The 21433-nt window shown below is 63.1% G+C and carries 21 protein-coding genes; 17 read left to right on the top strand and 4 right to left on the bottom strand.

From position 1 onward, the window contains the following. The first annotated feature begins 235 nt into the window (after positions 1–235). Positions 236–2542, top strand: a complete 2307-nt coding sequence (gene parC, locus CO731_RS19940) for a DNA topoisomerase IV subunit A (RefSeq protein ID WP_108608504.1) — start codon at positions 236–238, stop codon at positions 2540–2542. Between the two features lie 134 nt (positions 2543–2676). After that, complete coding sequence (locus CO731_RS19935; RefSeq protein WP_108608503.1) at positions 2677–3906, top strand: AI-2E family transporter; 1230 nt, start codon at positions 2677–2679, stop codon at positions 3904–3906. Positions 3907–3922: 16 nt separating this feature from the next. On the opposite strand, the gene CO731_RS19930 is transcribed toward CO731_RS19935, so the two are convergent. The 4 genes from CO731_RS19930 to hemB all read right to left on the bottom strand — a co-directional run bounded on the left by CO731_RS19930 (position 3923) and on the right by hemB (position 7389). Beyond that, positions 3923–4825 carry a DMT family transporter gene (locus CO731_RS19930; protein ID WP_343207456.1) on the bottom strand — a complete coding sequence of 301 codons (903 nt, stop codon included), beginning with the start codon at positions 4823–4825 and terminating at the stop codon, positions 3923–3925. Positions 4826–4874: 49 nt separating this feature from the next. Then, entirely contained in the window at positions 4875–5630 is a 756-nt protein-coding gene (locus CO731_RS19925; protein ID WP_108608502.1) for an arginyltransferase, read from the bottom strand. A 140-nt stretch (positions 5631–5770) separates the two neighbouring features. Further along, positions 5771–6241 carry an RDD family protein gene (locus tag CO731_RS19920; protein ID WP_108608501.1) on the bottom strand — a complete coding sequence of 157 codons (471 nt, stop codon included), beginning with the start codon at positions 6239–6241 and terminating at the stop codon, positions 5771–5773. A 116-nt stretch (positions 6242–6357) separates the two neighbouring features. Next, positions 6358–7389, bottom strand: a complete 1032-nt coding sequence (gene hemB, locus CO731_RS19915; protein WP_108608500.1) for a porphobilinogen synthase — start codon at positions 7387–7389, stop codon at positions 6358–6360. 140 nt (positions 7390–7529) lie between these two features. Here hemB and CO731_RS19910 point away from each other — a divergent pair, with 140 nt between their 5' ends. From CO731_RS19910 to CO731_RS19840, 15 genes are all read left to right on the top strand, one after another. Continuing rightward, complete coding sequence (locus CO731_RS19910; protein ID WP_108608499.1) at positions 7530–8567, top strand: enoyl-CoA hydratase/isomerase family protein; 1038 nt, start codon at positions 7530–7532, stop codon at positions 8565–8567. Between the two features lie 26 nt (positions 8568–8593). After that, complete coding sequence (locus CO731_RS19905; RefSeq protein WP_108609944.1) at positions 8594–8986, top strand: DUF6163 family protein; 393 nt, start codon at positions 8594–8596, stop codon at positions 8984–8986. A 215-nt stretch (positions 8987–9201) separates the two neighbouring features. Beyond that, positions 9202–9717: a winged helix DNA-binding protein gene (locus CO731_RS19900; protein ID WP_055971496.1), complete on the top strand. Its 516-nt coding sequence runs from the start codon at positions 9202–9204 to the stop codon at positions 9715–9717. A gap of 331 nt (positions 9718–10048) precedes the next feature. Continuing rightward, positions 10049–11302, top strand: a complete 1254-nt coding sequence (locus CO731_RS19895; protein WP_108609943.1) for a L,D-transpeptidase family protein — start codon at positions 10049–10051, stop codon at positions 11300–11302. A gap of 178 nt (positions 11303–11480) precedes the next feature. After that, entirely contained in the window at positions 11481–12782 is a 1302-nt protein-coding gene (gene glyA / locus CO731_RS19890; RefSeq protein WP_108608498.1) for a serine hydroxymethyltransferase, read from the top strand. 177 nt (positions 12783–12959) lie between these two features. Continuing rightward, positions 12960–13424, top strand: coding sequence for a transcriptional regulator NrdR (nrdR, locus tag CO731_RS19885; protein ID WP_108608497.1), 465 nt, complete (start codon positions 12960–12962; stop codon positions 13422–13424). A 3-nt stretch (positions 13425–13427) separates the two neighbouring features. Beyond that, a complete protein-coding gene (gene ribD, locus CO731_RS19880) occupies positions 13428–14555 on the top strand; it encodes a bifunctional diaminohydroxyphosphoribosylaminopyrimidine deaminase/5-amino-6-(5-phosphoribosylamino)uracil reductase RibD (protein ID WP_108608496.1) in 1128 nt (375 codons plus the stop codon). Beyond that, positions 14555–15172 carry a riboflavin synthase gene (locus tag CO731_RS19875; RefSeq protein WP_108608495.1) on the top strand — a complete coding sequence of 206 codons (618 nt, stop codon included), beginning with the start codon at positions 14555–14557 and terminating at the stop codon, positions 15170–15172. Before ribD ends, CO731_RS19875 begins: the two co-directional genes overlap by 1 nt. Positions 15173–15288: 116 nt before the next feature. Next, on the top strand, positions 15289–15753 hold the full coding sequence (locus CO731_RS19870) for a 6,7-dimethyl-8-ribityllumazine synthase (protein ID WP_108608494.1): 465 nt from the start codon (positions 15289–15291) through the stop codon (positions 15751–15753). After that, positions 15750–16250, top strand: a complete 501-nt coding sequence (nusB, locus tag CO731_RS19865; RefSeq protein ID WP_108608493.1) for a transcription antitermination factor NusB — start codon at positions 15750–15752, stop codon at positions 16248–16250. The genes CO731_RS19870 and nusB overlap by 4 nt, the downstream gene beginning before the upstream one ends. Continuing rightward, a complete protein-coding gene (locus CO731_RS19860) occupies positions 16247–17449 on the top strand; it encodes an MFS transporter (protein WP_108608492.1) in 1203 nt (400 codons plus the stop codon). The genes nusB and CO731_RS19860 overlap by 4 nt, the downstream gene beginning before the upstream one ends. A 156-nt stretch (positions 17450–17605) precedes the next feature. Then, positions 17606–18517, top strand: a complete 912-nt coding sequence (locus CO731_RS19855) for an ABC transporter substrate-binding protein (RefSeq protein WP_108608491.1) — start codon at positions 17606–17608, stop codon at positions 18515–18517. Between the two features lie 58 nt (positions 18518–18575). After that, positions 18576–19742, top strand: a complete 1167-nt coding sequence (locus CO731_RS19850; protein ID WP_108608490.1) for an ABC transporter permease — start codon at positions 18576–18578, stop codon at positions 19740–19742. Continuing rightward, on the top strand, positions 19739–20677 hold the full coding sequence (locus CO731_RS19845; RefSeq protein ID WP_108608489.1) for an ABC transporter ATP-binding protein: 939 nt from the start codon (positions 19739–19741) through the stop codon (positions 20675–20677). The genes CO731_RS19850 and CO731_RS19845 overlap by 4 nt, the downstream gene beginning before the upstream one ends. After that, positions 20674–21429: an ABC transporter permease gene (locus CO731_RS19840; protein WP_108608488.1), complete on the top strand. Its 756-nt coding sequence runs from the start codon at positions 20674–20676 to the stop codon at positions 21427–21429. Before CO731_RS19845 ends, CO731_RS19840 begins: the two co-directional genes overlap by 4 nt. Positions 21430–21433 lie beyond the last annotated feature (4 nt).

Below are 21433 nucleotides of genomic sequence, written 5' to 3'. Positions count from 1 at the left end.
ATATCCTGTCCGTCAGGAACTGGACTGGAAAAAGGCATTCTCGCCACATTGGCCGCAATTCGGCGCAAAAGGCAATCGCTGCAATGCAACACGCGCAAAAATGGTGAACGGCAAGATGATCGCGCAATTGCTACTTTAGCGAGCGCAAAAATTTGTCTCATCCGGGCGACTGTGTCGCCCCTTGCTTTTGCCGATAAGGCTTGTCGCGAATCACCCGTTCCGCTAGTCCAAACCCATGGGAAAAGGGCTTTTGCCGCCTGGAAATGACGGTGGCGACAATATTGAACCGGTCGACCTGAAGAAGGCGCTCGAAGAGCGCTATCTGGCCTATGCGCTGTCGACCATCATGCACCGGGCCTTGCCGGATGTGCGCGACGGACTGAAGCCGGTCCATCGCCGCATCATGCATGCCATGCGGCTGCTGCGGCTCAATCCCGACCAGGGTTTCGCCAAATGCGCCCGTATCGTCGGCGAGGTGATGGGCAAGTTCCACCCGCATGGCGACCAGTCGATCTACGACGCGCTGGTGCGTCTGGCGCAGGATTTCTCCGTCCGATACCCCCTCGTCGACGGGCAGGGCAATTTCGGTAACATCGACGGCGATAGCGCCGCCGCCATGCGTTACACCGAAGCGCGCATGACCGAGGTCTCGGTGTCGTTGCTCGAGGGCATCACCGAAGACGCCGTCGACTATCGCCCGACCTACAACGAGGAAGACGAGGAACCGGTCGTCCTGCCGGGCGCGTTCCCCAATCTGCTTGCCAACGGTTCGTCCGGCATCGCCGTCGGCATGGCGACCTCGATCCCGCCGCACAATGCCGCAGAGCTCTGCAGCGCTGCGCTCCACCTCATCGATAATCCCGACGCTTCAGTCACCGACCTGATGACCTCGCCGGGCGAATGGGATCGCATCAAGGACGATCCAGAGCTGCGCCTGAACTGCAAGGTGCGTGGCCCCGATTTCCCCACCGGCGGCAGTGTCGACGACGACTGGGCCTCCATTGTCAACGCCTACGAGACCGGGCGTGGCGGCTTCCGCATGCGCGCCATGTGGCAGCAGGAGGATCAGGGCAGGGGCACCTGGAACCTCGTTGTCACTGAAATCCCCTATGGTGTGCAGAAGTCGCGATTGATCGAAAAGATCGCCGAACTGCTGATCGCCCGCAAGCTGCCGCTGCTCGAAGACATCCGCGACGAAAGCGCCGAGGACATTCGTGTCGTCCTGGTGCCCAAGAGCCGTACGGTCGACCCGGGCCTGTTGATGGAATCGCTGTTCAAGCTCACCGAGCTCGAGAGCCGGTTCCCGCTCAACATGAACGTGCTGTCGCGCGGCAAGGTGCCGAACGTGCTGTCGCTCAAGAGCGTGTTGCGCGAATGGCTGGACCATCGCCGCGAGGTGCTGGTTCGTCGATCGAAGTTCCGCCTCGGCGAGATCGAAAAGCGCCTTGAAATTCTCGGCGGCTACCTCATTGCCTACCTCAACATCGACGAGGTGATCCGCATCATCCGTGAGGAGGATGAGCCCAAGCGGGTGATGATGGCGCGCTGGGATCTGACCGATACCCAGGCCGAAGCCATCCTGAACATGCGCCTGCGGGCCCTGCGCAAGCTCGAGGAATTCGAGATCAGCAAGGAGTTCGACGCGCTCAGCACCGAGAAGAAGCAGATCGAAGCGCTGCTCGCTTCCGATGCCAAGCAGTGGTCGACGATCAAGTGGGAAGTGAGCGAGGTCCGCAAGCACTACGGCCCCGAAACCGAGCTCGGCCGTCGCCGTACCGTGTTTGCCGAAGCCCCCGACCACGACCTCACCGACATCGCGCACGCGATGATCGAGAAGGAGCCGGTCACGGTCGTCGTCTCGGAGAAGGGCTGGTTGCGAGCGATGAAGGGGCATCTGGCCGACTTCGGGCAGCTCACCTTCAAGGAAGGCGACAGCCTCAAGCTGGCCCTCCACGCGCAGACGACCGACAAGATCCTGGTCTTCACGACAGGCGGCAAGTTCTACACCATTGGCGCTGACCGCCTGCCGGGCGGCCGTGGCCATGGCGAGCCGATCCGCATCATCGTCGACATGGACAACGACCAGGACATCGTCACCGCCTTCGTCCATGAGCCCAAGCGCAAGCTGCTGCTGGTCAGCCACGAGGGCAATGGCTTCACGGTTCCCGAGGAAGAGGTTGTCGCCAACACCCGCAAGGGCAAGCAGGTGATGAACGTCAAGACGCCGGATGAAGCCAAGCGCTGTATCCCGCTTGCGGGTGATCATCTCGCCATCGTCGGCGAGAACCGGAAGATGCTGGTGTTCCCGCTCGAGCAGATCCCCGAGATGACGCGCGGCAAGGGCGTCAGGCTGCAGAAGTACAAGGACGGCGGCGTGCTCGACGTGAAGACCTTCACGATGGAGAGCGGCTTGAGCTGGCTGGATTCCGCGGACCGAACCTTCACCCGGTCACGAGAGGAACTGGTCGAGTGGATCGGAACGCGCGCCACGGCCGGACGCATGGTGCCGAAAGGCTTCCCGCGCACCGGCCGCTTTGGCTAGCGTCTCGAATGCGGCAGTGTGTCAAAGTTTTCGTGCGCTGCCTCGCATAAGCCTCTATGATCTTCCCATCGGCGTCGTAAAGCGGCGCCGGGTGTCCAATCGGGTCCACTTCAGGGCCGAGGAGATCAAGGCCCTTGAAAGTGACTGAATCCCGCAAACCGGAGCGAGAGCCGAGGCTGTTCGGCCCGTCCCAGCCGATGCGCGCGGCCCTTGTGCCGCCCTTGTCGGCGGCGCGCTGGCTGCTGGTGCTGATCGTTGCCGCAGGCATCTATTTCTTTCACGGCTTCCTGGTCCCTGTTCTGGCCGCACTCGTCATCGCATTCGCCAGCTGGCCGCTCTATCGAAGGCTTCTTGCGGCGGTTGACGGCAACAGGACTGTCGGTGCGACGCTGGCGCTCCTGTTCATCGTCGCCTTCCTGGTGGTGCCGATCTCCTTTGCCGCGACCTATGCGGTCAATGAGATCCGCGAGTGGTTCGGCTGGGCGCTCGAGACCAACCGCCATGGCGCAGCGACGCCGGAATGGATCAACAATCTCCCGGTCGTCGGCGAATGGCTCAACGAGCAATGGACCCGCTATGTTGGTCATCCCGGTTCCATCGGTGAACTGATCCAGCTCGTCAGCGGCGCCAATATCGGCAGCATCTACCGGGGCGTGCTTGCTGCCGGTGGCAGCGCCTTCGGTATCATGCTGACGCTGCTGTTCATGCTGATCGCCCTGTTCTTTACCTATCGCGACGGCGAATCCTTCGTCGCACAGCTCGACCGGCTGGGCGAACGTATCCTGCCGATGCGCTGGGAGCGCATCTCGCGCGTCGTGCCCAAGACGATAAGCGCCACCGTCATGGGCATGACGGTGATCGCCATAGGTGAGGGCGTCGTTCTTGGCTTGGCCTACTGGGTCGCCGGTGTTCCCTCGCCGGTCACGCTGGGCGTCATTACCGGGTTCATGGCGCTCATTCCTGGCGGGGCGCCTTTGTCGTTCACGCTGGTCTCGGTGTATCTGGTTGCCAGTGGCTCGCCAGTCGCTGGTGTGGCGCTTTTTTGCTGGGGTTCCGTCGAACTCTTCATCGTCGACAAGACGCTGAGGCCAAAGCTTGTCGGAGGGCCGATCAAGCTGCCCTTCTTGCCGACCTTTTTCGGTCTCATCGGCGGAGTCAAGACGATGGGCCTGCTCGGCCTGTTCATCGGCCCGGTACTGATGGCGTTGCTGGTCGCGATCTGGCGCGAATGGATTCGCGAGATCGAGCTGAACGACGAGGCGGCGGCGATTGCGGCCAACGTGCTGCCCGAAGCGGGGGCGCCGCGCACCATTGAAGCCATCAGCGAGGGCCTGCCCCCGGCCAAGCGAACGCAGGCAGGCTAGGCCCCAGGCCTGCGCTTCATGCTGCCTGCTGAACTGCCGCGCTTGCCCTGCGCTTACGGCTTTCCGAAAGCTGCCAGGCCGAGTGGGCGACGAGCGTGACGATGAGGATCGCTCCGCCGATCAGGCTGTTGTGTGTCGGCACCTCGGCAAAGATCATCCAGACCCAGATCGGCGCAAGCACCGTCTCGAGCAGGTAGAACATCGCCACTTCCGGGCCGGAAATGTATTTCGGGCCGTTGGCGAGACAGAAGAATGAGATCGGCATGATCACTGCGCCGTTGAAGATGATCCACCATGGCGCCTCAATCTGAAAGCCGGTTATCGAGACCATGTAGGCGGCGAGCAGGCAGGGCAGGAGAACGCCGACGAGTGCCGTGAAGCCCATGTCCTTGCCGCTGGAACGCGAAATGGTAATGGCCGAGGCAATGCAGAAAGCCGAGACAACGGCCATCAGGTCGCCGAACAGGTGGCCGGTGCCGATCGAGCTTCCAACGATGATCAGCACGCCGCCGACCATGGCCAGCATGGCGAGCATGGTCACCGGCCGCGGCCGCTCCCTGAGAAAAATCCACGACAACACCGCCGCGAACACGGTGTTGAACGCCAGGATGAACACCAGGTTGGCCGTCGAGGTGTTGTACACGGCGGTGACGAACGCGATCGATCCGATGCCGTAGAGTACGGCGACCACCAGTCCGGCCCGGCCAGGGATGAGCTGCGGCGCGTTGCGGCTGAACGAGCGCCAGACCAGCCAGATGACGATGGCAGCCAGGAACGTCACGCCGCTCCGCATCAGCAGGATCGACCAGTGATTGCCGTCGGCGAGCTTGATCAGTGGAATGTCGACCGTCAGCGCCATGCCGCCTACCGCAGTCAGCAACAGGCCCTTGGAATGATTGGAATGAGTGCTTGCCACGATTTTCCCTGCCAGATGGTCTACGGCAGCGTGGAAAACGGGCCGGACGTGCTCAGATGTCGCCTTCGAAGCGCTCCCAGCCTTTCATGCCGAGATGCTCCTGAGGGGTGAAGCGTACCTTATAGTTCATCTTGCGCGACCCATTGACCCAGTAGCCAAGATAGACGTGGGGCAGGCCCATGGTGCGGGCGCGGGCAATATGATCGAGGATCATGAAGGTGCCAAGCGACCGTTCGTCCATTTCAGGATTGTAGTAGGAATAGACCATCGACAGGCCGTCGGCCATCTGGTCGGTCAGCGCCACGGCCATCAGTTCGCCCTGGCCCTGACCGGTAATGAAGGTGTCGGGGCCGCGACGGCGATATTCGATCACCTTGGTGTCGACATGGGTATCCTCGACCATCATCGCGTAGTCGAGCACGGTCATGTCGGACATGCCGCCCCTGCGGTGGCGGGCGTCGAGATAGCTGCGGAACAGCGAATATTGTTCAGTCGAGGGCTCGGCGTCATGCATGGCGCCGACAATGTCGGAATTGCGCTCGATCACGCGGCGCATGTTGCGCGTCGCCTTGAATTCCTGGGCCAGGATGCGGACGGAGACGCACGCCCTGCAGGTTTCGCAGGCTGGCCGATAGGCGATGTTCTGCGAACGCCGGAAACCGCCCTGGGTCAGCAGGTCGTTCATTTCCGGGGCCTTGTCGCCGACCAGATGGGTGAAGACCTTCCGCTCGAATTGCCCTTCAAGATAGGGGCATGGGGAAGGCGCCGTCAGGAAGAATTGCGGGGAATGGGTAGGATGCTGCGTCATCGAGCGTCAGGAAGACTCCCAATCAATGTTCCCTAGCTTGGCGCTACCCGCGAAAAATTCAACATGAATGTGAAGGTAAGTGGATTCTTTGCCTTCACATTTTGGCGCAAATGCCCGTTTTGACTCGGCGAATGGCAATTTCAGCTGTCGCTGCGGCTGACGACCGTGCCGAGCAACAGGTCGTGCAGCGTGCGCTTGCGGTCGGAAAACAGCGAGACCAGCAGGACAAGTGGCGTCAAAACCACGTTGCCAGCCCAGAAAAGCACCGAATGCACGATGGCCAGGAGGCCGTCCACCGGCCTGCCGTCGAGGCGGTCGAGTCGGATGCCCATGATTCGCATGCCGGTGGTCGCCTGATTCGGGCCGCCGAGGGTCGTCCAGACATAGAGCAGTGCCACTGCCGGGCCGAGGATGCCGAACAGCGCCCAGCCGAGGCCGAGCGTCAGGATCCCGAGAAAGAAGATGATGATGGCAAACGGAATCAGCAGCAGCCCGACGATCAGATAGTCGATCAGGAAGGCCAGCACCCGGCGCGTCCGCACGCCGTCATAGGCGCGCGAGTCCTCAAGCCTGCTGGTGATGATTTCGCCGTCCAGAACGCGTGCGGTCATTGTGCCCTCGATAGGCGGGCAAGATTGCCCGCACAGGAAAACAGATGGGAATTGCAACGCCGGATTCAAGAATTCTGGCGTGAGCTGGCGTATGGGATCCCGTCGTCGGAGCTTGGTTAGCCCTTCAGCATCTGCGCCACTTCTGGCGCAAAATAGGTCAGGATGCCGTCGCAGCCGGCGCGTTTGAAGGCGAGCAGGCTTTCCAGCATCGCCTTTTCGCCATCGATCCAGCCATTGGCGCCCGCAGCCTTGATCATCGAGTACTCGCCCGACACCTGGTAGGCGAAGGTCGGCACGCGGAACTCGTCCTTCAGGCGGCGGATGATGTCGAGATAGGGCAGGCCGGGCTTGACCATCAGCATGTCCGCGCCTTCGGCGAGGTCTTGTTCGGCCTCGCGCACGGCCTCGTCCGAGTTGGCGTGATCGATGTAGTAGGTCTTCTTGTCGCCTTTGAGCAGGCCCTGCGTGCCAATCGCCTCGCGATAGGGGCCGTAGAAGGCGGAGGCGAACTTGGTCGCATAGGACATGATCGCCACGTCCTGGAAACCGTTGTCGTCGAGCGCGTCGCGGATGGCGCCGATGCGGCCGTCCATCATGTCGGAAGGCGCGATGATGTCGGAGCCTGCAGCCGCCTGCAGTACGGCGGCCGCAGCCACCTGGGCGACGGTCTCGTCGTTGACGATGGTGCCCTCGCGCAGGATACCGTCATGGCCGTGGCTGGTGAAGGGATCGAGCGCCACATCGGTGATGATGCCGATCTCGGGCACCGCCGCCTTGAATGCGCGGGTGGCGCGGTTGATCAGGTTGTCGGGTTCGAGGATATGCGCGCCGGTCTGGTCGCGCAGGCCCATTTCGACATTGGGGAAGGTGGCGATGGCCGGAATGCCGAGCTTGGCCGCACGTTCCGCTTCCTTGACCGCGAGATCGATCGACAGGCGGAACACGCCGGGCATCGCCGGAATGGCCTCGCGCCGGTTCTCGCCGTCGATGATGAAGATCGGCCAGATGAGATCGTCGACACTGAGGCGGTTTTCCTGCACGAGGCGGCGCGACCAGTCGGCCTTGCGCATGCGGCGCAGGCGCCGGCTGCCGGTGATTTCGTCGACGCTGCGTGCGCCGGCTGGCTTGGCTGGGGTGAACTTGTTCATCGCTCGTCTCCGGATTGTGCAGTTTTTAGCATGCCGATTTGCCCAAGACCAAGGTGCAGGATGGGACCTGCGGCATTGACGCACCCACGCGCAGCACATTAGCTCTGCAGGCGGTTTCGATGTGAGGGAATCTCTTGGACATGGATTTTGGCGGCGACGATGAAATCCGTTTCGAGCGGACCGGCAGCGCCGGCATCGTCACCCTGACGCGGCCGAAGGCTCTCAATGCGGTGACCCACAAGATGGTCGGCGCGCTGTCTCGTGCGCTCGAGGCATGGCAGGCCGACCGCGACGTTGCGCTTGTCGTCGTCAAGGCCGAGGGCAGGGCCTTCTCCGCGGGCGGCGACATCTTGCACATTTACGAGGCCGGCCGCGCCGGCAGCCCGCCGGTCGACTTCTTTGCCGACGAGTACCGGTTGAACGCCCAGATCGCGCGCTTTCCCAAGCCCTATGTCTCATTGATCGACGGCATCGTCATGGGTGGCGGCGTCGGCATCTCCTTCCACGGCTCCCACCGGGTGATGACCGAGAATGCCCAGTTCGCCATGCCTGAGGTGGGCATCGGGTTTTTTCCCGATGTCGGCGGCAGCCATTTGCTGCCCGACCTTGGCGGCTATTTCGGCATGTATCTGGCGCTGACCGGCGATCGAATCCGCTATGGCGATGCGCTCTGGTCAGGTCTGGCCACGCACACCATTGCCGCCGATGGACAGATCGGGCTCGTGGAGCGCCTTTGCGAGACAGGCGAGCCGGAGGCGGTGCTGCGTGGATTTTTCCACCCGGCCAAGCGTGAGACCGACCGTGAAACGCTTGAAGCCATCGCCCTGCATTTCTCCCGGCAATCGCTTGCCGAGATCATCGAGAGCCTCGAGGCGGACACCAGTGAGTTCGCGGCAAAGACGCTCGCAACCTTGCGGTTGCGCTCGCCCACCAGCCTTGCTGTCGCCTTCCGGCAGATCAGGGCCGGGCTGACGATGTCGATGGACGACTGCATGCGCATGGAGTTCCGCATCCTGAACCGCATGCTGGCCGGTCGCGACTTTTATGAAGGCATCCGGGCCGCGATCATCGACAAGGGCTCGACGCCGGTCTGGCAACCGGCGCGACTGGCCGATGTCGATCCGGCGGAAATCGACCGCTATTTCCAGACGCTGGGCGACAGGGAGCTTGCCCTGTGACCGACAGTGCAGGGCGTCTCCACGAAATGCATCCATCGGCCACGGAAAACGCCTTCGCCTGGTTCCTGCGTGTGGTTGCGGCCTACTGCCTGCTGTTCGGCATTCTCTATTGGGTCCGCCTGATCGGCGTCTACGACGGCCCGCTCTGGCGCTTCGACCTGATGCCTATTCACTGGCAGATTGCGGCTGTCACGCTTTCCGTCTTTTTTCCCTTCGCCGCCATCGGCCTGTGGATGCTGTCATCCTGGGGGCCGGTCATCTGGTTCATTTGCGCGGCCACCGAGATCGTCATGTATGCCGGCTTTCCCGATCTGTTCGGCTTGCGGCCGCTGATTGTCGTCTCGCACATTGCGGTGGCTGTGATTTACGCGGCGTTCCGTATTGTCCTGCACCTGAAACGGCGCCGCGCCGCGCAGTAGCCAACGCTTTCAGGGCGTTGCCGGACGTTCCATAAAATACAAAGTTAATTATTCTTACTCTGAAGGGTTTTCATTAACCCTCTTTCGAAACCACTGGCTGGTAAGCCCTTGTTAAGCCTGACGTTTAAGTCGAATTTTATGGGTATTCGATAAGTTCGCGATCAAGGTGACAACAAACAAAAAAGTCACCAGGCGACAACAGAGAGGCAAAGACAATGATCAATTCGCGTCAGGTGGCTAAGCCCGCCATGGTTTCCGAGGACCGTAACGAAGCGATCCGTTCGCTTTACATGGAATCGCTGCAGCTGGTTGAAAGACTTCATCGCCGTCTTCTTGACGTTATCAAGGATGAGTTCGACCGCAACGGCCGCAGCGACATCAATGCGATCCAGGCTCTGCTGTTGTTCAACATCGGCAATGCGGAACTGACCGCCGGCGAATTGCGCTCCCGCGGCTACTATCTCGGCTCGAATGTCTCTTACAACCTCAAGAAGCTGGTCGAGCTCGGCTTCATCAACCACCAGCGCTCGCGTATCGATCGCCGCTCGGTCCGCGTCAGCCTGACGCCTAAGGGCCAGGACGTGGCCGAGGTCGTGGCCGGCCTTTATGACCGTCACGTTGGCTCAATCGAGCAGGTCGGCGGCATCAACACCGACGAGTTCAAGCAGATGAACCGCGCCCTGCAGCGCCTCGACCGCTTCTGGAACGACACCATCGCTTATCGCATGTAAGCAAGACGGCTCGCGCGGCGCCGCAAGTCCGCCCAAAAGGAAACGACCTCCAGTCGCAGGGCCGGTTGCAGAAATGCACCGGCTCTTCCTTTTTCGGATCGCGCCGGTGCGATCAAAGGCGGCCCAGCCATGTTGCCGCCATATTCGGATGACTATCGAACAACAGTGATGCGCCAGATCTGCCTGTTCGGCCGTCAGCAACCCGTGCAATGAAGTCGCGTTTCACGCGTAGTGATGCCGGGTTATGGTTGGCTAATTGTTAAGTATGGCCGTCATATCGTCGCGGGAAATCTCCTGCCGGTTGAGTTGCGCGAATATGTCTGGGATGTCCATGAAAACTAGCCGCCGTTTCTTTCTCACCGGTGCCGGCGCGATCGCCATGGCAGCCATCTCGGGTGCAGCCAGCGCTCAGGACGTGATCGGCGAAGTGCTCGGTTCGTCGCGGCGCGGCAACTGGGACGATGAATTCGACGCCAAGGTGAGCCAGGGGGCCAAGGTCGCCAGCACGCTTCCCGTGTTCTCGCAGCAGACCGTGGCCTACACCCAGCAGGCCATCGGCCAGTATCAGAACATAGCAGCCCAGGGCGGCTGGCCGGTCGTTCCGGCCACCAAGAAGCTCAAGCTGGGCGTCGAGGACCCTGATGTCGAGGTCCTGCGCAAGCGCCTGATGGTGTCCGGCGACCTGTCGGCGCGCGCCGGCCTCTCCAGCTCCTTCGATACCTATGTCGACGCCGCGCTGAAGCGCTTCCAGGCGCGTCACGGCCTGCCGGCCGACGGTGTCATGGGCCAGTACACCTATGCGGCGATGAACATCAGCGCCCAGGTCCGCCTTGGCCAGCTCGAGACCAATCTCGGCCGCCTGCAGGCGCAGGCCGGCACGCTCGGCCAGCGCTATGTCAACGTCAACATTCCGGCCGCCCAGGTCGAGGCCGTCGAGGACGACCGCGTCGTTCTGCGCCACACCGCGATCGTCGGCAAGGTCGATCGTCAGTCGCCGATCGTCAATTCCAAGATCAACGAGATCGTCGTCAATCCCTACTGGAATGCCCCGGTGTCGATCGTCCGCAAGGACATCATCCCGCTGATGCGCAAGAACCCCAATTACCTGACGGACAACAAGATCCGCCTCATTGCCCCCGATGGCAGCGAGGTCGATCCGATGACCGTCGACTGGTCGACCGAAGAGGCCGCCAAGTACCTGTTCCGCCAGGACCCGGGTGCCATCAACGCCATGGCGTCGGTGAAGATCAACTTCCCGAGCCCGGACGGCGTCTACATGCACGACACGCCGCAGCAGAGCCTGTTCAACAAGCTCATGCGCTTCGATTCCTCGGGCTGCGTGCGCGTCCAGAACGTCCGCGACCTCGTCACCTGGATCCTGCGCGACACGCCGGGCTGGAGCCGCCAGCATTTCGAGCAGACCATCAAGTCGGGCGAAAACACCCCGGTCCCCGTCTCCAATCCGGTGCCGGTTTATTTCACCTATGTCTCGGCCTGGTCGACGGGTGATGGCGTCGTTCAGTTCCGCGACGACATCTATGGCCGCGACGGGGTCGACGAGCTGCAGATCACCTCGGCGCTCTGAAACGTCGACAATGACTTTGAAAAGGCCGTCCTTCGGGGCGGCCTTTTTCGTTGTCGCGACGTTGTGGCGCAAAGCGACCACGAAATTTCGCGCTCCAAACGTGGCGACGCAGGGTCAAGTGTGTTAATGGCGCGCCGAACCTCTCCGATGCCCCCTCCGGACCTAAGGATCTTCAGCCATGGCCGCCTCGAAAAACCTCGAATCCTTCTTTGGAACCCCGCTGTCGGAGGCCGATCCCGAAATCTTCGGCTCGATCCGCAACGAACTCGGGCGCCAGCGCCATGAGATCGAGCTGATCGCCTCGGAAAACATCGTTTCCCGCGCCGTCCTTGAGGCGCAGGGCTCGATCATGACCAACAAATACGCCGAGGGTTATCCCGGCAAGCGCTACTATGGTGGCTGCCAGTTCGTCGACGTCGCGGAAGAGCTGGCGATCGAGCGCGCCAAGAAGCTGTTCGACTGCAAGTTCGCCAACGTCCAGCCGAATTCCGGCAGCCAGATGAACCAGGCGGTGTTCCTGGCCCTGCTGCAGCCGGGCGACACCTTCATGGGCCTCGACCTGAATTCGGGTGGTCACCTGACCCATGGTTCGCCGGTCAACATGTCCGGCAAGTGGTTCAAGGTCGTGTCCTACGGCGTTCGCAAGGACGACAATCTGCTCGACATGGACGAGGTCGCGCGCCTCGCCCGCGAGACCAAGCCGAAGCTGATCCTCGCCGGCGGCACCGCCTATTCGCGTATCTGGGACTGGAAGCGTTTCCGCGAGATCGCCGACGAAGTCGGCGCCTACCTAATGGTCGACATGGCCCACATCGCTGGCCTGGTTGCCGGCGGCGTGCACCCGTCGCCGCTGCCGCATGCCCATGTCGTCACCACCACCACGCACAAGTCGCTGCGCGGTCCGCGCGGCGGCATGATCCTCACCAATGACGAGGATATCGCCAAGAAGATGAACTCGGCCGTGTTCCCCGGCCTCCAGGGCGGCCCGCTGATGCACGTCATCGCTGCCAAGGCGGTTGCCTTCGGCGAGGCGCTGAAGCCGGAGTTCAAGACCTACGCGGCAAATGTCGCTGCCAACGCCAAGGCGCTCGCCGCCAGCCTCAAGGACACCGGCCTCGACATCGTTTCGGGCGGCACCGACAACCATCTGATGCTGGTCGATCTGCGTCCCAAGAATGCCACCGGCAAGCGCGCCGAGGCAGCGCTGGGCCGCGCCAACATCACCTGCAACAAGAACGGCATTCCCTTCGATCCGGAAAAGCCCTTCGTCACCTCGGGCGTCCGTCTCGGCACCCCGGCCGGCACGACCCGCGGCTTCGGCGAGGCCGAGTTCCGCGAGATCGGCCAGTTGATCGCCGAAGTCCTGGACGGCCTCAAGGCGGCGAATTCCGACGAGGGCAACGCTGCCGTCGAGGCGGCGGTCAAGCGCAAGGTGGTCGACATGACCGAGCGCTTCCCGCTTTATCCTTATCTCGGCTAAGTCGCCGATGCGGGGAGGGCCTTTGGTCCACCCTTGAGAACTTTGGAGCCCCGTTCCGGCATGTCCGGGACGGGGCTCCTGCTTTTCGGCCGGGCTTGCCGCCAAAAGCGGTTTCCACTTTTCCGGATCATGCTTTAAGCCTTTCCCGGTCGGGGATTCGAATGACAAGGCCGAACGATGCGTTGCCCATATTGCCAGTCTGAAGACACGCAGGTGAAGGACTCCCGTCCGGCCGAGGACGGTGCTGCGATCCGCCGGCGGCGCATCTGCCCGGTCTGCGGCGGCCGCTTCACCACATTCGAGCGCGTGCAGCTGCGCGACCTCGTCGTGCTCAAGAAGACCGGCCGCAAGGTGCCGTTCGACCGCGACAAGCTGGCTCGGTCGGTCGAGATCGCCGTGCGCAAGCGCAACGTCGATCCCGAGCGCATCGAGCGCGCGGTGACCGGTATCGTTCGCCAGCTCGAAAGCTCCGGCGAAACGGAAGTTCCCTCGGGCGAGATCGGCCGCCTTGTGATGGAAGCGCTGAAGACGCTCGACGATGTCGCTTATGTGCGCTTCGCTTCGGTCTATCGCAATTTCCGCGAGGCCAAGGACTTCCATGAGGTATTGGGCGAGTTGAAAGGCGAAGAGGAAGCCGGCTGAGCGATGGCCAGGGACATGAGTGCATCCGAGCAGGACAGGATCGACCGCCGCTACATCGCGGCCGCTCTCAGGCTTTCGCGGAAGAATCTCGGCCTGACCTCGACCAATCCGGCAGTAGGCACGCTCATTGTCCGCGACGGCGGCAACGGACCGGTTATCGTCGGGCGCGGCGTCACTGCCATCGGCGGCCGTCCGCACGCCGAGGCCGAAGCTCTGGCCGAAGCCGGCGACCTTGCGCGGGGCGCCACCGCCTATGTCACGCTCGAACCGTGTGCTCATCACGGCCGCACGCCGCCCTGTGCCAATGCGCTCGTCAACGCCGGCATAACCCGTGTTGTCGGCGCTGCCAGCGACCCCGATCCGCGCGTATCGGGCAGGGGATACGCCATTCTTCGCGGCGCCGGTATCGAGGTCAAGGAAGGCGTGCTTGCCCGCGAGGCCGCCGATCAGCTTGCCGGATACATGAATCGGTCCTTGAGGAAGCGCCCTGAAGTGATTCTGAAACTTGCGCTTTCCGCCGATGGCATGATCGGCAGGCGCGGCCAGGGACAGATCGAGATCACCGGGCAGGTCGCCCGCCGCCAGGTCCACGTCATGCGCGCCGAAATCGATGCCATCCTGGTCGGCATCGGCACCGCACTTGCCGACGATCCCGAATTGACCGTGCGTTTGCCCGGGCTCCGCAACCGTTCGCCGGCACGCATCGTGCTCGACAGGCTCGCGCGGTTGCCGGCGACGTCGAAGCTGGCGCGATCGGCGCATGATGTGCCGGTGTTTGTCGCTGCGTGCCCGGAAGGCGATCCGAAGAACCGGGCCGAACTCGAGCGCGCGGGCGTGAAATTCCTGGCGACAGAGACCTATGACGGCCGCGTGGCACTTCCCGAACTGCTTGAGGATCTCGCCAATCAAGGCATGTCGCGGATCATCGTCGAAGGCGGAGCCGACACCGCACGGGCCTTCCTCGACGAAGGTCTGGTCGACCGGATCGCGCTGTTTTCCGGTCCGGAGGCGATCGGGGCGGATGGTATTGCGGCCCCCATCGGTCGCGACCATATACCGGCAGGGTTCAGCCTTGTGCGCGAAGCTCGCTTCGGCGAGGACACCTTCGCCGAATGGATAAGGGAAATCTGATGTTCACCGGGATCGTCACCGACGTGGCCACAGTCGCGTCTGCAAAACCGCTCGACCAGGGCGTCCGCTTACGCTTCGACACCGCCTACGACCCGAAGACAATCGACATCGGGGCCTCGATTTCCTGCTCCGGCGTCTGCCTGACCGTGGTGGCGCTGCCCGAAGCCACGTCCAATGCCCGCTGGTTCGAGGTCGAGGCCTGGGAAGAAGCACTTCGCCTGACCACGGCAAGCGACTGGGCGGCCGGTCGCAAGGTCAATCTCGAACGCGCACTCAAGATCGGTGACGAACTCGGCGGCCATATCGTGTCGGGCCATGTGGATGGCATGGCCGAGATCGTGGCGCGCGAGGACGAGGGCGAGGCGGTGCGCTTTCGCCTGGAAGCCCCGCGCGAGCTGGCGAAATTCATTGCTCCCAAGGGCTCGGTCGCGCTCGACGGCACGTCGCTGACCGTCAACAAGGTCGAGGGCACGCGCTTCGACGTGCTGTTGATTCATCACTCGCTGCAGGTCACGACATGGGGCGAGCGCAACGTCGGCGACCGCGTCAACCTCGAGGTCGACACCATGGCGCGCTATGCGGCACGCCTTGCCGACGCTGCCAGGGAAGGGCTCTGAGCCACGCTGCGTGCCACCGGTCGGCCGGTCAGCGGTTTCCTGCCACAGTGCTTAACACTTCGCTTGCGAACTCATCCGGTTCGGCCTAAGTCAGCCGCTCCTGCCGGAGATTTGACATGGCCAACGACAAGAAACTGAAGCTCCTCATTGTTGAGGCGCGCTTTTACGACGACCTCGCAGACGCGCTGCTGGACGGCGCCAAGTCTGCCTTGGCCGATGCCGGTGCATCCTATGACGTGGTGACCGTTCCCGGCGCGCTCGAAATTCCGGCCGTTATCTCGTTTGCGCTCGACGCTGCCGACGACGAAGGCACGCATTATGACGGCTATGTCGCCCTCGGCACCGTCATTCGCGGCGAGACCTACCACTTCGACATCGTTGCCAACGAGTCCTGCCGCGCCTTGATGGACCTTGCGGTTTCGGAATCGATCTGCGTCGGCAACGGCATCCTGACTGTCGAAAACGACGACCAAGCCTGGGCCCGTGCGCGCCGCAATGAAGGCGACAAGGGCGGCTTTGCCGCGCGTGCCGCACTGACCATGATCGCAGTTCGCGAAAAACTCGGAGCTGCACGGTCGTGACGTCTCCCGAAGACAAAGCCCAGCCGCCCGCACGCCAGGCCAACAAGCGCGGGGCTGCCCGTCTTGCGGCCGTCCAGGCGCTCTACCAGATGGACGTCGCAGGCAGCGGCCTGCTCGAAATCACCGCGGAATACGAGGCCTTCCGCCTCGGCAAGGAAGTCGACGGCGCGCTCTATCGCGAGGCCGACGCCCAGTGGTTCCGCGCCATTCTCGCTGGCGTGGTGGAGAACCAGAAGACCGTCGATCCGGTGATCCGCCAGTCCCTGACCGAGGATTGGCCGCTGTCGCGCCTCGATTCGACGCTGCGCGCCATCCTGCGCGCCGGTGTCTACGAGTTGATGAAGCGCCAGGACGTTCCCGTGGCCGTGATCGTGTCGGAATATGTCGACATCGCCAAGGCCTTCTACGCCGACGACGAGCCCAAGCTCGTCAACGCCGTACTCGACCGTGTCTCCCGCAAGCTGCGCGGCGAGGGTAAGGGCAAGGACGCATTATGACCGGTGGCGAACGCGAAGCGCGGCGGACAGCTTATATCCTCGCCGCATCGCAAGCCATCATCGGCTCCGCCGCACCGATCGCCTTCTCGCTTGGCGGCCTGGCCGGCTTCTACCTCCTCGACACCGACAAGTCGCTGGCGACCGCGCCGATCACCGGCTTCAGCGTCGGCATGGCGCTTGGTGCGCTTCCCGCTGCCGCGATCATTCGCGGGCTCGGACAGCGCGGCGGCTTCATGTTCGGTACCGCCGTCACCGCCGTTGGCGGCGCGATCGCCACGCTGGCGCTGTTCCGCTCGGAGTTCTGGCTGTTTGTCTTCGGCCTTCTGATGCTCGGCGTCGGCAGCGCCTTCGTGCAGCAGTTCCGTTTTGCCGCCGCCGACAACGCGCCGCCCGAATTCAAGGCGAACGCGATTTCCTTCGTGCTGGCCGGCGGCATTGTCACCGCCATCCTCGGGCCACAGATCGTCATTTTCACGCGTGAAATGTTCGCGCCGGTGATGTTCGCCGGCTCCTTTGCCGCGATTATCGGGCTCGCAGCGGTTGGCGCTGTCATCCTGTCCTTCCTCAGGGTGAAGGAAGTGACCGGCGTTCATGCCGAAGCCTCGCAGGCGGACGCGCGCCCGATGCTCGAGATATTGGCGCAACCGCGCTTTGCCGCCGCACTCGTCTGTGCTGTCGGCACCTACTCCCTGATGACCTTCGTCATGACCGGTGCACCGCTCGCGATGGTCGGCTGCGGGTTTTCGCCGGACGAAGCGACGCTCGGCATCTCCTGGCATGTCATGGCGATGTTCGGCCCGAGCTTCTTCACCGGGCGCCTGATTCAGCGCTTTGGCCCTGAGCGCATCGTCGGCCTGGGCGTCTTGCTGCTGATCGGCTGCGCCATCGTGGCACTGTCGGGCATCGCGCTTTGGCAGTTCTGGACGTCACTCATCCTGCTCGGACTCGGCTGGAATTTCGGCTTCATAGGCGCGACGGCCATTGTGTCCACAGCCTATCGCCCGTCGGAAAAGGGCAAGGTCCAAGGCTTTCATGACTTCATCCTGTTCAGCTCGGTGGCCCTTGCATCGCTGATGTCGGGCGCAGTTTACAACGCCTATGGCTGGGACATGCTCGCCTGGATCGTCTTCCCCATCTGCGCGGTTTGCTTGGCCGCGCTGGCGACTCTGTCGTTCGCGCGCCGGAGCCGGACTGCCTGACAGGAGGATGTCGGCAATCGAGGCCGGCGATTACTTCAAAATACAAAATAATATTGCGCAGCCCCTGCGCATTGTGAAATCGTATGCCCCGACGGAAGCTGGATCGCCATGCTCATATGCGGTCACCGAATTCCGGCAACGAGAAGGGGCTTCACCATGCGTCAGACCAGAACAATCGCCGCAGCGGCAATCGCACTCGGCCTCGCCACCAGCGCTGCAAGCGCACAGGTGGTCGTGTCTTCCAAGATCGACACCGAAGGCGGCGTGCTCGGCAACATCATCCAAGCCGTGCTCAACGCCAATGACATCGCTACCACCGACCGCATCCAGCTCGGCGCGACGCCGGTCGTCCGCAAGGCAATCGCGGCAGGCGAGATCGACATCTATCCCGAATATACCGGCAATGCCGGCTTCTTCTTCGAAAAGGCCGATGATCCGGTCTGGAAAGATGCTGCCAAGGGCTTCGAAACCGCCAAGAAGCTCGACTACGACGCCAACAAGATCGTCTGGCTGTCGCCATCGCCGGCCAACAACACCTGGGCGATCGCGCTGCGCAAGGACCTCGCCGACGCCAACAAGCTCGCCACCCTCAGCGATTTCGGCAAATACGTCGCCGGCGGTGGCACCGTCGTGCTGGCGGCATCGTCCGAGTTCGTCAATTCGGCTGCAGCACTTCCCGCCTTCCAGACCACCTATGGCTTCACGCTCAAGCCCGAGCAACTGATCACGCTGTCGGGCGGCGACACGGCCGCCACCATCGGCGCTGCCGCCAACCAGACCAACGGCGCCAACGCGGCCATGGTCTATGGCACCGATGGCGGCATCGCTCCATCGGGCCTGGTCGTGCTCGACGACGACAAGGGTGTGCAGCCGGTCTATCAGCCGGCCCCGATCATTCGCGAGGCGGTGCTCAAGGAGCACCCGCAGATCGAGACCCTGCTCAAGCCGGTGTTCGAAAAGCTCGACCTCGTCACGCTCCAGGAGCTCAACGGCCGCGTCCAGGTTGGCGGCGAGCCGGCCAAGGCTGTTGCCGAAGATTTCCTGAAGAAGAACGGCTTTCTGAAGTAAGCTTCCTCGGCGCGCCTCATCAGGGGCGCGCCGCCGGAACCGGGGACGCATCGCGACAGTGGGCATCAGGTTCGACAAGCTGGGCGTGGTGATCGCCGCGATCACCGCCTATGGCGCCTTCTTGGCGCCATTTGCCACCTTTCGCGCCAACCGCATCGTGGCCGGTGAGCCGCGCTCGATTCTCGAGGCTCTGCCGTCTCCGGCAGGGCTTGTGCTGCTGGTCATCCTGGTTGCGGCCGGCCTCGTTGCCCTGTTCAAGACGCCGCTGGCCGCGCGTCTTGGCGCCAGTGCCATTGCCCTGGTTTCCCTTGCCCTGCTGATCGGTAATGCCGGCAGCTATCTGACGCCGGAGGGCAACACCTTCGCCCGCATCTCGCCGGCCTCTGGTTTTTGGCTCTTGATCTTTGCCTTCACCCTTTTGCTCGCTGATGTCCTGACAAGGCTGCAGCTTTCACCCGTCGGGCGCGTCGCCGTACTTGGCATTGCCGCCGCTGCGGTTTGGCTTCTGCTCGCCTCGGGTCAGTGGGACAGCCTGTCGATCCTCAAGGAATATGCCAATCGTGCCGACAGTTTCTGGAACGAGGCGAAGCGCCATGTCCAGCTGGCGCTCGGTTCGCTTGCCGCTGCGGTGCTGGTCGGAATACCGCTGGGCATCCTGTGCCATCGCGTCGAGGCGCTGCGCGCGGGCGTGCTCAACGTGCTCAACATCGTCCAGACCATTCCTTCCATCGCGCTGTTCGGCATCTTGATCGCGCCGCTCGGCTGGGTTGCCGCCAATGTCCCCGGCGCTTCAGCGCTCGGCATTCGCGGCATCGGCGCGGCGCCGTCATTCGTCGCGCTGTTTCTCTATTCGCTGCTCCCCGTGGTGGCGAACACCGTCGTCGGGCTCGCTGGGGTTCCCCGAACTGCCAATGATGCGGCGCGCGGCATGGGCATGACCGGCTGGCAGCGCCTGTGGGGCGTCGAGTTTCCGCTGGCGTTTCCCGTCATCCTCACCGGCATACGCATCGTGCTGGTCCAGAACATCGGCCTTGCCACCATCGCTGCCCTGATCGGCGGTGGCGGCTTCGGCGTCTTCGTCTTCCAGGGCGTTGGCCAGACGGCAATGGACCTCGTGCTGCTCGGTGCGGTCCCCACTGTGGCGCTGGCCTTTGCCGCTGCCATCATCCTCGACGCGGTGGTCGAACAAGTCGCGACCCGCAGATCCACGACGGTGGCCGCATGATCGAAATCGAAAACATCACCAAGCGCTATGGCGACGCCGCGGTCGTTGACGATGTCTCGATGGTCATCGAGCCGCACACACTGACGGTCATCGTCGGCACTTCGGGTTCCGGCAAGACTACGCTTCTGCGCATGATCAACCGCCTGGTAGAGCCCACGTCGGGCACGATCAAGCTCGACGGTGTCGACAACCGTTCCGTCCCGGGCCACGAACTTCGCCGCAGCATCGGCTACGCCATCCAGGGCAACGGGCTGTTTCCCCACCGCACGGTGGCGCAGAACATAGGTACCGTTCCGTTGCTTCTCGGTTGGGATGCCGCGCGCATCAAGGCCCGGGTCGATGAACTGATGTCGCTGCTGCAGCTCGACCCGGCAGCCTTTGGTCCACGCTATCCGCACGAGTTGTCGGGCGGCCAGCAGCAGCGTGTCGGCGTCGCCCGCGCGCTTGCTGCCGAACCCAACGTGCTCTTGATGGACGAACCCTTCGGTGCGCTCGATCCGATCATCCGCACCAAGGCACAGCAAGATTTGCTGGCGATCCAGAACCGCTTCGGCACCACCATCATCCTCGTCACCCACGACATGGAAGAGGCCGTCCATCTGGGCGACCGCATTGCCGTCATGGATGCCGGCAAGCTGATCCAGTACGCATCGCCGGCCGAAATCCTGGCAAAACCGGCCACGGGGTTCGTCGAGACGCTGGTCGGGGCCAGCGACCGTCCTTTCAAGCTCCTGTCGCTCGGAGAGGTCCGCGATGCCGTCGAGCCGGGCAGTGCCGATGGCGAGGGCATAGCTGCCGAGGCGAGCCAGCGCGACGCGCTCGCCGAACTCCTCTGGTCGGGACGCGCTGCCATGCCGGTGACATCGGAAGATGGCACGGCTATCGGGCGCGTGACAGTCCAAGGCCTGGTCAAGCGCGCCGCGAGGCCACAATGAAGGCCTGGATTCCGCTGCTGTTGCGGCTTTGCCTGCTGGCCCTGTTGGTCGCGTTCCTGAGCAACCCGCTATGGTTCGAGCCGTTGCTCAAGCCGCTGACGCAGAATGGCGCACCTGCGATCTACAATCAGGGCAGCCTCTCTTCGCTGGCGTTCCAGCACTTGCGCACGGTCGCCATTGCCACCGCTGCCGCGATCGTCGTTGCGGTTGCGCTCGCTATCCTGGTCACCCGGCCGGCCGGCGTCGAATTCCTGCCTTTGTCACGCAGCCTGGTGAATATCGGCCAGACGTTTCCGCCAGTGGCGGTGCTTGCACTGGCTGTGCCGGCCGTCGGCTTTGGCGAGAAGCCAACCCTGATCGCGCTGTTTCTCTACGGTCTGCTGCCGATCTTCGAGAACACGCTGACTGGACTGACCACCACTCCGGCCAATGTCGTCGAGGCGGCACGGGGGGCGGGCATGACGGGCTGGCAGCGCCTGCTCAAGATCGAGCTGCCGCTCAGCGTGCCGGTGATTCTCGCCGGCATCAGGCTTTCCGTTGTCATCAGCCTTGCCACGGCGACCATCGGCTCGACGGTTGCCGCCAAGACGCTCGGTGAGGTCATTATCGCCGGGCTGCAGTCCAACAACCTCGCTTTCGTCCTGCAGGGCGGGTTGATCGTCGCGGCACTTGCGGTGCTGATCTATGACGCACTGTCGGCGCTGGAGCGCATGGCTGCCAGGCGCATGGGGCAGGGCGTCGGCCACGCCTGACGTT

Source organism: Aminobacter sp. MSH1, from assembly GCF_003071665.1.
GTDB lineage: Bacteria > Pseudomonadota > Alphaproteobacteria > Rhizobiales > Rhizobiaceae > Aminobacter > Aminobacter niigataensis.
Note: the sequence above shows the minus strand (reverse complement) of the source record. Positions and strands in the feature narration are given on the sequence as shown.

Bases quoted from the DNA above. Each gene is read 5' to 3' on its own strand.
- parC (WP_108608504.1), top strand. From the start codon at position 236: ATGGGAAAAGGGCTTTTGCCGCCTGGAAATGACGGTGGCGACAATATT.
- CO731_RS19925 (WP_108608502.1), bottom strand. From the start codon at position 5,630: ATGACGCAGCATCCTACCCATTCCCCGCAATTCTTCCTGACGGCGCCT.
- CO731_RS19920 (WP_108608501.1), bottom strand. From the start codon at position 6,241: ATGACCGCACGCGTTCTGGACGGCGAAATCATCACCAGCAGGCTTGAG.
- hemB (WP_108608500.1), bottom strand. From the start codon at position 7,389: ATGAACAAGTTCACCCCAGCCAAGCCAGCCGGCGCACGCAGCGTCGAC.
- CO731_RS19910 (WP_108608499.1), top strand. From the start codon at position 7,530: ATGGATTTTGGCGGCGACGATGAAATCCGTTTCGAGCGGACCGGCAGC.
- CO731_RS19905 (WP_108609944.1), top strand. From the start codon at position 8,594: ATGCATCCATCGGCCACGGAAAACGCCTTCGCCTGGTTCCTGCGTGTG.
- CO731_RS19900 (WP_055971496.1), top strand. From the start codon at position 9,202: ATGATCAATTCGCGTCAGGTGGCTAAGCCCGCCATGGTTTCCGAGGAC.
- CO731_RS19895 (WP_108609943.1), top strand. From the start codon at position 10,049: ATGAAAACTAGCCGCCGTTTCTTTCTCACCGGTGCCGGCGCGATCGCC.
- glyA (WP_108608498.1), top strand. From the start codon at position 11,481: ATGGCCGCCTCGAAAAACCTCGAATCCTTCTTTGGAACCCCGCTGTCG.
- nrdR (WP_108608497.1), top strand. From the start codon at position 12,960: ATGCGTTGCCCATATTGCCAGTCTGAAGACACGCAGGTGAAGGACTCC.
- ribD (WP_108608496.1), top strand. From the start codon at position 13,428: ATGGCCAGGGACATGAGTGCATCCGAGCAGGACAGGATCGACCGCCGC.
- CO731_RS19875 (WP_108608495.1), top strand. From the start codon at position 14,555: ATGTTCACCGGGATCGTCACCGACGTGGCCACAGTCGCGTCTGCAAAA.
- CO731_RS19870 (WP_108608494.1), top strand. From the start codon at position 15,289: ATGGCCAACGACAAGAAACTGAAGCTCCTCATTGTTGAGGCGCGCTTT.
- CO731_RS19860 (WP_108608492.1), top strand. From the start codon at position 16,247: ATGACCGGTGGCGAACGCGAAGCGCGGCGGACAGCTTATATCCTCGCC.
- CO731_RS19855 (WP_108608491.1), top strand. From the start codon at position 17,606: ATGCGTCAGACCAGAACAATCGCCGCAGCGGCAATCGCACTCGGCCTC.
- CO731_RS19845 (WP_108608489.1), top strand. From the start codon at position 19,739: ATGATCGAAATCGAAAACATCACCAAGCGCTATGGCGACGCCGCGGTC.
- CO731_RS19840 (WP_108608488.1), top strand. From the start codon at position 20,674: ATGAAGGCCTGGATTCCGCTGCTGTTGCGGCTTTGCCTGCTGGCCCTG.